The organism is Xylanibacter ruminicola, from assembly GCF_900107775.1.
GTDB classification, from domain to species: Bacteria; Bacteroidota; Bacteroidia; order Bacteroidales; family Bacteroidaceae; genus Prevotella; species Prevotella ruminicola_C.
Map to the genome: position 1 here is coordinate 132,706 of NZ_FNRF01000007.1, position 12,188 is coordinate 144,893.

General features: G+C 49.8%; 13 protein-coding genes. 6 read left to right on the plus strand and 7 right to left on the minus strand.

What is annotated here, in order from left to right; translation table 11 throughout:
- Positions 1 to 31: 31 nt before the first annotated feature.
- Both BLU97_RS15315 and BLU97_RS15320 read left to right on the plus strand, forming a co-directional pair.
- Positions 32 to 1,390 (plus strand): inositol-3-phosphate synthase, encoded by a 1,359-nt coding sequence (locus BLU97_RS15315; protein WP_074762331.1) that lies wholly within the window; start codon positions 32 to 34, stop codon positions 1,388 to 1,390.
- A 599-nt stretch (positions 1,391 to 1,989) separates the two neighbouring features.
- On the plus strand, positions 1,990 to 2,379 hold the full coding sequence (locus BLU97_RS15320) for a hypothetical protein (RefSeq protein WP_074762317.1): 390 nt from the start codon (positions 1,990 to 1,992) through the stop codon (positions 2,377 to 2,379).
- Between the two features lie 3 nt (positions 2,380 to 2,382).
- Here the strand turns inward: BLU97_RS15320 and BLU97_RS15325 are convergent, their stop codons facing one another.
- The 3 genes from BLU97_RS15325 to BLU97_RS15335 are packed head-to-tail and all read right to left on the minus strand — an operon-like array spanning position 2,383 to position 4,981.
- The gene (locus BLU97_RS15325) at positions 2,383 to 2,898 is read right to left on the minus strand and encodes a dihydrofolate reductase (RefSeq protein WP_074762318.1); all 516 of its coding nucleotides are present in this window, start codon (positions 2,896 to 2,898) and stop codon (positions 2,383 to 2,385) included.
- Positions 2,895 to 3,689, minus strand: coding sequence for a thymidylate synthase (locus BLU97_RS15330; protein WP_074762319.1), 795 nt, complete (start codon positions 3,687 to 3,689; stop codon positions 2,895 to 2,897). Before BLU97_RS15330 ends, BLU97_RS15325 begins: the two co-directional genes overlap by 4 nt.
- 23 nt (positions 3,690 to 3,712) lie before the next feature.
- Complete coding sequence (locus BLU97_RS15335) at positions 3,713 to 4,981, minus strand: methyltransferase RsmF C-terminal domain-like protein (protein ID WP_074762320.1); 1,269 nt, start codon at positions 4,979 to 4,981, stop codon at positions 3,713 to 3,715.
- Positions 4,982 to 5,094: 113 nt separating this feature from the next.
- Here BLU97_RS15335 and BLU97_RS15340 point away from each other — a divergent pair, with 113 nt between their 5' ends.
- From BLU97_RS15340 to BLU97_RS15355, 4 genes are read left to right on the plus strand one after another with little or no spacing between them, the layout of a single operon-like run.
- Positions 5,095 to 5,784, plus strand: coding sequence for a DUF6249 domain-containing protein (locus BLU97_RS15340; RefSeq protein ID WP_139209060.1), 690 nt, complete (start codon positions 5,095 to 5,097; stop codon positions 5,782 to 5,784).
- A complete protein-coding gene (locus BLU97_RS15345) occupies positions 5,777 to 5,974 on the plus strand; it encodes a PspC domain-containing protein (RefSeq protein ID WP_074762322.1) in 198 nt (65 codons plus the stop codon). The genes BLU97_RS15340 and BLU97_RS15345 overlap by 8 nt, the downstream gene beginning before the upstream one ends.
- A 22-nt stretch (positions 5,975 to 5,996) precedes the next feature.
- Positions 5,997 to 6,539 carry an RNA polymerase sigma factor gene (locus BLU97_RS15350; RefSeq protein WP_074762332.1) on the plus strand — a complete coding sequence of 181 codons (543 nt, stop codon included), beginning with the start codon at positions 5,997 to 5,999 and terminating at the stop codon, positions 6,537 to 6,539.
- The gene (locus BLU97_RS15355; protein WP_175456401.1) at positions 6,529 to 6,912 is read left to right on the plus strand and encodes a DUF5056 domain-containing protein; all 384 of its coding nucleotides are present in this window, start codon (positions 6,529 to 6,531) and stop codon (positions 6,910 to 6,912) included. Before BLU97_RS15350 ends, BLU97_RS15355 begins: the two co-directional genes overlap by 11 nt.
- Here the strand turns inward: BLU97_RS15355 and BLU97_RS15360 are convergent.
- The 4 genes from BLU97_RS15360 to BLU97_RS15370 form a co-directional block, all read right to left on the minus strand.
- Positions 6,824 to 8,875, minus strand: a complete 2,052-nt coding sequence (locus tag BLU97_RS15360; RefSeq protein ID WP_074762324.1) for an OmpA family protein — start codon at positions 8,873 to 8,875, stop codon at positions 6,824 to 6,826. The two genes, BLU97_RS15355 and BLU97_RS15360, sit on opposite strands and share 89 nt — an antisense overlap.
- 61 nt (positions 8,876 to 8,936) lie before the next feature.
- A complete protein-coding gene (locus BLU97_RS15885; protein WP_139209061.1) occupies positions 8,937 to 9,134 on the minus strand; it encodes a hypothetical protein in 198 nt (65 codons plus the stop codon).
- A 14-nt stretch (positions 9,135 to 9,148) separates the two neighbouring features.
- Complete coding sequence (locus BLU97_RS15365; RefSeq protein ID WP_074762325.1) at positions 9,149 to 10,501, minus strand: hypothetical protein; 1,353 nt, start codon at positions 10,499 to 10,501, stop codon at positions 9,149 to 9,151.
- Positions 10,502 to 10,531: 30 nt separating this feature from the next.
- On the minus strand, positions 10,532 to 12,188 hold a 1,657-nt coding region (locus BLU97_RS15370; protein WP_175456402.1), incomplete at its 5' end, for a leucine-rich repeat protein.

A 12,188-nucleotide genomic window follows, 5' to 3' on the forward strand; every position in this document is an offset into this window, starting at 1 on the left:
AGATATGTTTATCAACCAAATTAAGAAAGAAATGACACAAACTAAGGTAACCCCCGCCCAGGGTAAGTTGGGCATCCTGGTAGTTGGCTGTGGTGCTGTATCTACCACTTTTATCACGGGTGTGCTTATGGCTCGCAAGGGCTTAACCAAACCCGTAGGTTCAATGACTCAGTACGATAAGATCCGCGTTGGTCGTGGTGCCGATGCCCGTTATCTGCACTATGCCGACATCGTGCCTATGGCCAAGCTCGACGATATCGTGTTTGGCTGTTGGGATGTGTATCCGCAGAACGCCTATCAGGCAGCCATGTATGCCGAGGTGCTGAAGGAGAAGGATATCGAGCCCGTGCGCGATGAGCTCGAGAAGATAGTGCCCATGCCAGCCGCTTTTGATAAGAACTACGCCAAGCGCCTGGATGGCGATAATGTAAAATACGTCTATGATTCCTCTAAAAAGAGGGGAGCAATGCCCACCCGATGGGAAATGGTTGAGATGCTTCGAAAGGATATCCAGCAGTTCAAGGCCGCTAACGGTTGCGCCCGTGTGGTAGTGCTCTGGGCAGCCTCTACCGAAATCTACGTGCCCGTGTGCGAGGCTGTTCACTATCAGCTGAGCGACCTCGAAGCAGCCATGCGTGCCGACGACCGCGAGCATATCGCCCCCTCTATGTGCTATGCCTATGCCGCTTTGAGCGAGGGTGCGCCTTTCATCATGGGTGCGCCTAATACCACGGTTGATATCCCAGCCATGTGGCAGCTGGCCGAGCAGACCAAGATGCCTATCGCTGGTAAGGATTTCAAGACCGGTCAAACCCTCGTTAAGTCGGGTTTTGCCCCCATCATCGGCACCCGCTGTCTGGGTCTTAGCGGCTGGTTCTCAACCAATATCCTGGGCAACCGCGACGGACTGGTGCTCGACGAGCCTGCCAACTTCCGCACCAAGGAGGTATCAAAGCTCTCAACCCTCGAAACCATTCTCAAACCCGATGTGCAGCCCGACCTCTACGGTCATGGTAACGACGAGGACACCCAGTATTACCATAAGGTTCGCATCAACTATTATCCCCCACGCAACGACAACAAAGAGGGTTGGGACAACATCGATATCTTTGGCTGGATGGGCTATCCCATGCAGATTAAGATCAACTTCCTGTGCCGCGACTCAATCCTGGCAGCGCCTCTGTGTCTCGACCTCTGTCTGCTCAGCGATTTGGCCGCCCGTGCTGGTCGTTTCGGCATCCAGCGTTTCCTCTCGTTCTTCCTCAAGTCGCCTATGCACGACTACACCCAGGGCGAGGAGGCCGTCAACCATCTCTATCAGCAGTACACCTTGCTCAAAAACGCCATCCGCGAGATGGGCGGTTACGAGCCCGACGAAGAGATCGACTAAACTTTAAACATTAAATTAAGCACTAAGAGAGGTCTGTGAACTGGTTTGCGGGCCTCTTTTTGTTGTGGGGTATTTGTGCTTGTTAATATTTTTGTTTAGTTTTTGTCTGCAGCTATTCTGAAGGCTTTTTTGCGCCCACACGTGGCAGATTTTTCTCGTGCACGTAGAAGATTGTTTTCCCTCGCGTGGGAGTATCATCTCTATCTGTATTTTGATGATGCAAAGGTAAGAAAATTTTGTCATACATGGGAACTTTGATTGTTAATGATTTGTTAAAAGAGAAATTTAACAAAAGTGGACTCAGTACTCAGTACTCAGTACTCAGTTTTAAAATTCCCCCCGTTGTTCTAATCTGTTTTGATTATAAAATATTAATAATATATATATTATTAATATTTTAATATTATATTGATATTAATTCTTTATGATTCACATTTTGTCGGACTTAGTCCAAAAATAAAACTGAGTTCTGAGTACTGAGTCCATTAGATAGATTAATTTAATCAATTTTTGCAATTATATTTTTGGTGCTTTCATTTATTCTTAGTATCTTTGCATTGTGAACTAAAAACGTGATTGTGCACTATTTATAACATGATATGATGATGAAGAAATTAATAATCTTTTTACTGATGATGTGTGGCTGCTGTGGCGTTAAGGCGGCCGGACTGGATGGAAAATACCTGTCGCAGAGTGGCGAACTGATGTTTGTGTTTAAGGGCGACAGCCTGTATGTTGACGTGGCGCAGAGCATGCGCAACCTGTCGGCCTTTAAACTGGTGAAGAACAGCGTGAATAAGGCTACCACCTGCTATAATGCGTACGAAACGTACCTGAAAAACGGCGCAGTAACCTATCGCGAAGTGCTGATACGTGTAACCAAACTGGAGGAGGAAAAGACGTATCTGCTGGAGTACTTTGGTAAGGATAAGGATAGGGAGTATAACTCGAACGAGCGATACCATATTAAAAAAGTTGATGGCGAGTAACCATCAACTTTTTCTTATATAGTCTACGAAGGCGTAGCGGTGGGCGTGGCGGTCGTCGATGTCGTGCGATTCGCGGGCGGCCTCTTTCCACTCATCTTTGTAGGGAGGGAAGAAGGTGTCGGCCTCCTTTGGCGTGTCGTCGATCTCTGTCAGGCAGAGGCGATCGGCCAGGGGGAGGGCCTGCTGGTAAACGCTGGCACCACCGATGATATACACATCCTCGTCAGGTGCGCAATGGGCCAGGGCCTCGTCTAACGATGGATACACATCGCAACCAGGAAAGGAGCCTCTCCCGGCCTCCCCAAAGGGGGAGGAGAATGCGCTTTTACTTAACACTATATTTCGACGATTGGGCAGGGCGCCCTTGGGCAGCGACAGGAAGGTGTTGCGACCCATGATAATGGTGTGCCCGGTGGTGAGCGCCTTGAAACGTTTCAAATCGTTGGGCAACCAATATATTAACTTGTTCTGAAATCCAATGGCTCTATCCTGAGCCACCGCTGCAATAATATTAATCATACTGATACTTCGGCTTTGATGTGGGGATGGGGATCGTAACCCTCTAACTGAAAGTCCTCGAACGTAAAGTCGAACAGACTCTTAACATCGGGGTTGATAATCATCTTGGGCAGGGGGCGAGGCTCGCGGGTGAGCTGCAGCTTGGCCTGCTCGATGTGGTTGAGATACAGATGGGTATCGCCCGTGGTATGGATAAAGTCGCCTGCCTTAAAGCCGGTTACCTGTGCCATCATCTGCAGCAGCAGAGCATAACTGGCAATATTAAAGGGTACACCAAGGAACGTATCGGCCGAACGCTGATAGAGCTGCAGCGACAGACGATCGTCGGCCACATAGAACTGGAAGATGGTGTGACAAGGGGGCAGGGCCATCTTGTTGACCTCGGCCACATTCCATGCCGACACAATCATTCGACGTGAGTTGGGATTGTTTTTCAACTGGTCGAGCACATACTGTATCTGGTCGATGGTGCCGCCATTATAATCGGGCCACGAACGCCACTGGTGACCATAAACGGGACCAAGCTCGCCATTCTCGTCGGCCCACTCGTTCCAGATGCGAACACCATGGTCCTGCAGGTATTTTACGTTGGTGTCGCCCTTGAGAAACCACAACAACTCGTAGATGATACTTTTAAGGTGGAGCTTCTTGGTGGTGAGCAAGGGGAAACCATCGTCGAGATTATAGCGACTCTGGGTACCAAAGATGCTGATGGTGCCTGTACCGGTGCGGTCGCCCTTCTGGGTGCCCTCGGTCAGGATGCGGTTCAGGATGTCTAAATACTGCTTCATTTATAATGTAAAAATTTAAAAATTCAAAAATGTAAAATTTTGGGGGCTTCGGAGGGCAGGTGGGTGCTCTTGATGCGCCAGGGCTTGGGGTAGAGGTTGTTGGCACGGTTGCCGATGTTTTTGGCAGGTCCGAGCGGTTGCCCCTGATAGGTGATGGTGACAATGCCGCGAGGGGTATCGGCAGGCAGTACGAGTGCCTCGCCACGCAGGTACTTGAGCGCCTCGGCGTAATCGACATCTACTTTTGGAGGGAGGAGGGAGGAAGGAGGAAGGAGAATACCTGGGTCCAGAACTTTCAAGTTCTTGTTTTTGATGATATCTGCAGAACTAATCTCCTTCGTCCTTCCTCCTTCCTCCTTCCTCCCTCGTCCTTCGTCCTTCCTCGAAATCTTACGCAGGGCGCAGACAAACAGGCCCTCGCCACGGGTGATGCCAGGGATGAAACGATAAACGGGCTCGTTGAAGCCCTCGAGCAGCGAACCCGTGATGTTCCACGAGGGATCTACTGGGATATCCAGCACCTGGGCATCGTAGGTGTCCAGTATCCAACGGATATTCTCCTCGTTCTCCTTCGTATTATATGTACACGTACTATATATCAGCAGGCCTCCGGGGGTTAAGCACTCCCAGGCATCGGCCACAATCTCGCGCTGCAGTTGCCAGCACTTCTCCACATTCTGCGCACTCCACTCGCTGATGGCGTTGGGATCCTTGCGGAACATACCTTCGCCCGAACAGGGCACATCGCACAGGATGAGATCGAATTTAAGCTTTGATTTGCGGAAATCGCGCGGGTAGTTGTTGGTGACGATGTGGTTAGGACCGCCCCATTTGGTAACGTTCTCCAATAGAATCTGGGCGCGGTTGCCCATGGGCTCGTTGCTGATGAGCACGCAATCATCGGGCAGCACACTACGCAGGGCCGTGGATTTGCCGCCAGGGGCTGCGCAGAGATCTAATGCACATTGACCATGGACCATTGACCATTGACCATTACGAAGGATGTGGGTGACGAACATAGAGGAGGCCTCTTGTACGTAGTAGCAGCCGGCATGGAGTAGGGGGTCGAAGGTGAACTGGGGGCGATCGTTGAGATAATAACCCTCGCTGCACCAAGGAACCTGACTATCAGAATGGTCCATGGTCCATGGTCCATGGTCAATGGCTATTCGTGGATTCACGCGAATAGACACTGGCGCCTCGTTGTCGAAGGCTCCTACAAAGCGATTATATCTCTCATCGCCCATGATACGACGTGTTTCTGCTACGAAATCTGCTGGTAATTGCACCATTATATTTGAAATTTGTGGCAAAATTAAAAAAAATCTGAGAAAAAACACTATCTTTGCAACTAAATTTAATCTTGAAACGTCAAACAGATGTAGAATTTAAAAACAAAGGAGATATGAAACAGTATTTAATCGCAATCGCCATGGTGCTCGCACTTAGCACAAACGCTAATGCCACAGCACAGAAGCATCGCCACACCCCTCGCACGGAGCAGGTGAGCGATACAGTAAAGCACAACCAAGATGCCATCGAGGCATTCTCGGACACTACTGCTACTAACAACGCCAACGCTGACGACAACGACAACGACAGCGGCTACCGCCACCACGTGGTTTACGAGGGCGAAGACGCTGAGCGCGTGGTTAGCGGAATTTTTGGAGACATGGACGGCGCTGCCTTTATGGGCTTGCTCATCCCCATCCTGGCTATCGTTTGTGTGGGATTCCTGTTGCCCGTTATTCTGGTGCTGCTGGTGTTCTACTTTATCAATCGCAACCGCAAAGAGAAGTACCGTCTGGCCGAAATGGCTATCAAGAACGGACAGCCTATACCCGATGCGCTGCTGAAGGACGCTAAGAGCGACGACTGGGACAGCACCAGCTATAATGCCGGCATCCGACAGATGTTTACAGGCGTGGGACTGGCCATCTTCCTGGGCATCGTAGCAGGCGAGGTTGGTTTTGGTATCGGCGCACTGGTATTCTTTATCGGACTGGGTAAGTGGTATATAGCCCGACAGGACCGTAACAACCGCGATAATAATCAGACATTTAATAACAACAATAATATACAGAATTATGAATAAGCGACTGATGAGATCGAACGATAGAGTGTTTGCTGGCGTATGCGGCGGATTGGCTGAGTACTTCGATTTCGACCCAACAATGGTACGTTTGGCTTACGCATTCCTGACACTCTTTACCGCTTTTAGCGGACTGATATTCTACTTTGTACTTTGGCTGGTAATGCCTGAGAAGAACTACCTTCAAAATTGAACATTGAACATTGACCATTGAGATGGCAAGTTTAGGCGACATAGCATTAGTGACACAGGTGGCGGTGTTCCACAACAAGCAGGCCTTCGACCAGCTTGTGAGGAAGTACCAGTCGCCTGTGCGCAGGTTCTTCTTGAACCAGACACTGGGCGATGAGCAGCTGAGCGACGACTTGGCACAGGAGACCTTTATCAAGGCCTATGTGAACATAGCCAAGTTTCGTGGCATGAGCAGTTTCTCGACCTGGCTGATGCGTATTGCCTACAACGTGTTCTACGATCAGGTGCGCTCGAAACACCAGACCGATGATATCGAGGATTCGACAGCCGCTATGCGACAGACAGCATCTACTGGCGACTCGAACATCAAGATGGACGTACACGCCGCGATGGCGCTACTGAAACCCGACGAACGCACATGCATTACCCTGCAGCTGATAGATGGCTATCCCATCGACGAAATCAGCAAGATAACCGGCATTGCCGAAAATACTGTTAAATCGCATTTGAAACGAGGGAAGGACAAAATGGCTAACTATTTAAGAGAGAATGGATATGGAGGATAAGAATGATTTTTTACTGAAACAGTTGTTTGAGCAGGCTGCACAGCAGCAGATAGAAGACAACGGATTTACCGAGCGGGTGATGATGAACCTGCCTGAGGTAAAAGAGAGCCGCGTGCGTTGCTATACACGACTCTGGACGATGTTCTGTGTGGTGATGGCCGTAATGATATTCTGGCTGATAAGCGGCTGGGACATGATAGAAAGCGTGATGACTGGTGGCAAGCACATGCTGATAAACACCATCGAGGTGTTTATGCTGACTGCACCTACTACCGAGATTGAAATTAATCCTTGGACGGTGGTACTGCTGCTGGGCTTTGTATTAGTTTTCCTGCCTTATCAAACATACCGTAAGTTGTCCGCAGCACTTTAAACTCGGTGCGTCGGTTCATCTGATGGCACTGTTCATGCAGTTCCTCAGGGAGCGCGTTTATCTTCTCTTCGGTGAGTACGTCGCCCTCCTTGAGGAACTGATATTTTTCGGCCACACGCGCCTTGATACGCTTGGGCATGCTCTCGCCATAACCCTTTGGTGTCAGGCGATCGGCCGCTATGCCATGGGCTATGAGATAGGCCACCACGCTCTCGGCACGCTGCTGCGACAGGCGTTGGTTGTAGTCATCCGAACCACGACAATCGGTATGGGCCGACAGCTCGATGGTAACGTTTGGATTCTGATTGAGCAGCACCACCAGTTGGTCGAGAGCCGTTTTTGATTCAGGGCGCAACGTGGCCTTGTTGAAATCATAGAAAATATTCTCGATGAGCACAGGGGCTGAGATATTAGCCAATGGGAACTGTAGCACGTACTCTTTCGAGGCTTTTGCAGGCTGCACGCGTATCTGCTCCTGATGGTTCAGGTAGCCCTTGCAGGTGCCCAGCAGCACGTAATCCACATCGGGCTTGATCTCCTGCACAAACGAGCCATCGCTACGCACGCTGAGCTTGAGGTTGGTGCCGTCGTTGCCCACCATATACACCTGGGCAGCGGGCAGTTCGTAGCCGTCCTGCTCGTACACCCAACCCTTGATGGTTTGCACAATCTCAGGATTATAGAAGCTGTAGATATGGTCGAACCCACGCAGATCGCCACGATTGGAACAGAAGAAACCCTGATTAAGCTTGCCCTCGAAGGTCATGCCGAAATCATCGCCCTGCGAGTTGAGGGGATAGCCGGGGTGGTTTATTTTGCGGCCGTCGGTCGTAAAATAAATATCGAGGCCTCCTAAGCCGGGGTGGCCGTTGCTGGAGAAATAAAAATCGCCATTGGGACGGAAGGTGGGGAACATCTCGTCGCCCGGGGTGTTGATGGGCGCCCCCAGATTCTCCATCGCGCCCGCTTCGGTAGCGCTCAGCAGGCGGCAGCGCCAGATGTCAAGTCCGCCCATGCCGCCACTCATATCGCTGACGAAATACAGCCACTGTCCATCGGGACTCACAGCGGGGTGGGCGAAACTGCAGGTGGTATCGCTGGAGATGATAAGCTCTTGAGGTTTGCTCCAGGCGGCATCACTACGTTTCGACACCATGATACGGGCGTAACGCGGGTAGGTGGGGTCGGTTTGGCATTGGGTAAGGTACATCGTCTTGCCATCGGGCGAGAAGCAGCAGGCACCCTCGTCGAAGGCCGAGTTAAGCTCGGAGGCTATCACCTGCGGCTTGCCCCATTTGCCCTTCTCATCCTTCTGGGCATAGAAGATGTCGGCACTCTTGGTGCCTGTGATGCCATTGACTTCGTCGCCCTGCGCCTGATTGCGGGTAGAGGTGAAATACAGTTGGTCGTCGGCATCGCCTGCCAGCATGGGGGCGTAGTCGTCGCGTCGCGAGTTAAACAGGTCCATGCGCTTAACGGTATAGGCCGAGCCCTCTTTTTTCCAAACAGGAGCCTTCTGGGCCGATTCCAATCCCACCTTAGCCAGTTGCAACAAACCTCCTTCCTCCTTCCTCCTTTCTCCTTTCTCCAGACTATCGCTTGCGATAGCAAAAGCCTTCGCAGCTTCCTTATAATTGCCGTTGCGCATATACAACTGCCCCAGATACAGATGGGTGAGCGAGTCGGCTTTCTTATAGCGTACCACATTCTTATAGGCGGTGATGGCCTTGTTGGTCTGGTTCAATCGACGATAGCACTCGGCCAGTTTCAGGGCCCGTTCGCCACGGGTGGCGCGCTCCTTGCTGGGTGTTTGGGCATAGGCCTTGCGATATTGGGCAGCGGCATCGTAATATTCGCCCACAGCCCAGAACTTATCGCCCTTTTTCACAGCCTGATCGGCCCCACAGCCACCAAGCAGCAGGGTACACATGATGATAAATATAAAACAGAAGTCCTTCCTCATACTTATAATATAACGAAAGGACTCCTATTTTATTGCCTTAACAAGCCTTTATTTCCTTTTTCTAATCGGCTTCGGATTGGTCGACAATGGTGTTGGCAATGCCAACGGAACTGTTGGCGGTTGCGGTCTCACCTCCGCTGCTGGGCTTAGGCGTAATGTTGGTTTGTTCTGCTACAGGATTGTCGTCGAACCAGCACGATGTGGCGCCCACCATCAACAATAGCAAAAGAGCTATTTTCAATATCATATTCTTCTTCATAGTTGTTCCTCCTTTTATAGATTGGATTTCTTTAAAACAGCCTTGCAAGCAGGCACTTTAGAACTATTGTTCATGATAGAGTGGAACTCGTTGTCCTTGAGCACGAAGTATTCGTCAGAATTGTAGTTCTTTCTCTCGATAACTGGTTCCAGCATATTCTGGGCCCCATAGCTTTTGGCATCGCCAGTGGCAGGTCTGTTGCCTGTGGCCTCGTTTGTAGTTGCTGCTACTATGTCGTAGGCATTATTGTCGCTGTTGTCGGTACAGGCTATCAGTACGCCGTTGTTGGCCTTAATAACGCGTACACCATTTACTAACAAAGCGCTGTCGTCGATAGGGATAATCTCTACCTGGCTATTGCTTTCCATCCTGCAGGTATAAACGGTAATGCCATCGGGCACAATTACATCCACACCACAAGAGAACGTCCAGTAATGGTTGGGTGGGGTAACGGTAGCCTTCAGCTTGCCCGATTCTACGTTTTCCTTCAGACAGCCGTTGAGTGTGTAATCGTCGAGCAATTCAAGTGGCGATTTGATGGTAAGCACCTTATGGTTAGAATCGCCAGGGGGCAGATCATCCATTTTGAATGCATCATTTGCAATCTTCAACGGGTCGTCGGTTGCAGGTAACGAGATTTCTGTAATGGTAACAGATGATGAGATGTTGCTCAGTACGCCTGCTCCGATTTCTTTGATGGCATACTCTGTTGTGCCGTCGCTACTGGTAATTGTGGCTGGGATGGTAACTGCAACCTCTTGTGGGGTTCCGCCGCCAGTAGTGGTTTCTGGTATCGATAAGTTATCGAGTTTTACTTCTACCACGTTAACTGTTTTTGTTGTTTCCTCGCCTGTGGTTTCATCTACTACAGTCACCTCTTTCTGCTGCACATTGTTGTCTTGGCTCACGCTTAGTTCTAACGAGGCCTGAGGCGTTGCGCTGCCACTGCCGTCGGTGGCATTGGTCTGCACGTCGTTTGTCTCTATCTTCTTCTTTCTGAAGGTGGCTTCTACCTTATAGCTGTATTCATCACCTTGAAGCTGGAACGTATAGGTGCGTTCCTGACCTAAGTCGGATGGATCCTCGCCTTCGAGAGTTAAAGTGTTGCTGATACCAGGCCCATTGCCCGATGCGCGAGTTGCAGCATGCGAGGCATCGGCCAGTTTGCTTACTACTATATCATAGCGGGTGATATAATAGTCGTTATCGGGCTTTACTGTTAGTGTGCAGATATTGTTACTTGTGGATACGGATGCTGTTACCGTGCCATTTGTGGCTACGATGTCAACATCTACTGCAGCTCTTGCCATCAAGGCTAAGCCAGTGAACAGCATAAGCATCATGATGTTTTTCGCGTTCTGTTTCATATCTCTAATCTGTTTTATTATTAGCTGTACTTATTTTACTATAACCTTACGTCTGCCATGAATGTATAGGCCCTTGCGTACAGGGGCGTTGTCCAGTTTTCTACCGTCGATTGTGTACCAGCTGTCATCGGTAGTATTATCATCTGTATTTGGGGCTTCGATATCCGTAGTTCCCATGATGTTACCCCAACCAATGTTCATGGTTCTGGCCATCGTTTTGCCTGAATTCTTAATGATGGGCAGATAGCAGCGATGGCCTGCCAGGTTTCCGCCAGATGTGAGTACAAATTCATCTTTCATAAGAATGTAGCCACTTTCCTTTGTTAGTGTCATGCCGTCTATCGAACCTTTCAGCATGCTGAAGAAGCTTTGTTCGCTACCTGTATAGAAATAGGATTTCTGGATGGTGCCAGGTGTCTCGCTGTAAAGCAGCACGCCTACGTTAGCTGGAATATAATCGATGGCGCTCACCGTCACCGTGTTGTCTTCGATGCCGTTCGCTACAAAGGCTGTTACGCCATCAGGTGTTGTGATGTTCTCGTCCGAGTAGTAGGTGGCCCAGAATTTGTTCTCTCCGAATGAGATATCGGCGATGGTCAGTTCTTGCTGATAGGTGCCGAAGGTTCCACCTTTCCAAAGGAAGGAGTCGCCTTGGCGTTCCACTTCTGTTTTCAGGTTACTGGCGACATCACATTTCAGCGAACCATTGGTAACGATGCTTAGCAAGTTGCTGCCCACACCAGTTCCGAACGGGATAACGGTATTAATAATCACCGTTCCTTCGGCCATCGCTGTACAACCATCAAATGCGTTGGCGGCAGCAGCCGTCAGCTGGCAACCATCGAAAGTGATTGTATTCAGATTGGTCAAACCTTTGAAGGCATTTTCGCCGATGGTTGTTACACCAGCGCTGATGGTAAGTTTCTCTATCTGATCCTTCACGATACTGGGGGCCATGCTTGTTGTATAGTCTGCCGTCGCACCTGTACCAGATACTGTGAAGTTCTTCGTGTAAAGGTCGTACTTCCACTCTACATTCTTGCCGCTGTTTTCTGATGTTACGCCGCAATAGCCGCTTGTAGCCGACTTGAGGAAATCATTGTCAGAGCGCCAGTAGGCATATCCCTGTCCCTGATAGGTGGTGTTTTTGTATATTAGTTTTACAGCCATTCCGTTGTAGTAATTCTCAGAACCGGTAACTTCGATGATGTGACTTACAATAGCACCGCCTTCGTTGCTGCTGCTGATAGTGATGGTTTCGCCCTCTTCCAGGTCCATACCTACCAGGTTGTTTGTCATCGTGGCGTAAGACACCAGTCCAGCAATACCTCCTGCCAACCAGTTGGAGGTTACGTTAGCCTTACTAGTACATCCAGAAATGATAGAACCTGCTCCTGCCTGAGCAACAATACCGCCAGCGTATGATGTGGTTGCAATAACGGTTGCACCCATATTGTGACAGTTAATGATGTCGGTATAGTTTGTTATGGCGACGATGGCACCCGCATAGTCGTTATTGGCCGTAAACGAGCAACTGGCGTCGATTGTGATGTTACTGATTTCTGATTTAATATTATATGAGGTGGGTGTGTAATATGCACATCCGAAGAGTCCTACATATTCGTTTCCAGTAAGATTGAGATTCTTGATGGTTACACCATTACCATCGAAACGACTGGTGAACTTG

Bases quoted from the DNA above. Each gene is read 5' to 3' on its own strand.
- BLU97_RS15315 (WP_074762331.1), top strand. From the start codon at position 32: ATGACACAAACTAAGGTAACCCCCGCCCAGGGTAAGTTGGGCATCCTG.
- BLU97_RS15330 (WP_074762319.1), bottom strand. From the start codon at position 3,689: ATGAAGCAGTATTTAGACATCCTGAACCGCATCCTGACCGAGGGCACC.
- BLU97_RS15885 (WP_139209061.1), bottom strand. From the start codon at position 9,134: ATGAAGAAGAATATGATATTGAAAATAGCTCTTTTGCTATTGTTGATG.
- BLU97_RS15350 (WP_074762332.1), top strand. From the start codon at position 5,997: ATGGCAAGTTTAGGCGACATAGCATTAGTGACACAGGTGGCGGTGTTC.
- BLU97_RS15345 (WP_074762322.1), top strand. From the start codon at position 5,777: ATGAATAAGCGACTGATGAGATCGAACGATAGAGTGTTTGCTGGCGTA.
- BLU97_RS15325 (WP_074762318.1), bottom strand. From the start codon at position 2,898: ATGATTAATATTATTGCAGCGGTGGCTCAGGATAGAGCCATTGGATTT.
- BLU97_RS15335 (WP_074762320.1), bottom strand. From the start codon at position 4,981: ATGGTGCAATTACCAGCAGATTTCGTAGCAGAAACACGTCGTATCATG.
- BLU97_RS15360 (WP_074762324.1), bottom strand. From the start codon at position 8,875: ATGAGGAAGGACTTCTGTTTTATATTTATCATCATGTGTACCCTGCTG.
- BLU97_RS15355 (WP_175456401.1), top strand. From the start codon at position 6,529: ATGGAGGATAAGAATGATTTTTTACTGAAACAGTTGTTTGAGCAGGCT.
- BLU97_RS15340 (WP_139209060.1), top strand. From the start codon at position 5,095: ATGAAACAGTATTTAATCGCAATCGCCATGGTGCTCGCACTTAGCACA.
- BLU97_RS15365 (WP_074762325.1), bottom strand. From the start codon at position 10,501: ATGAAACAGAACGCGAAAAACATCATGATGCTTATGCTGTTCACTGGC.
- BLU97_RS15320 (WP_074762317.1), top strand. From the start codon at position 1,990: ATGATGATGAAGAAATTAATAATCTTTTTACTGATGATGTGTGGCTGC.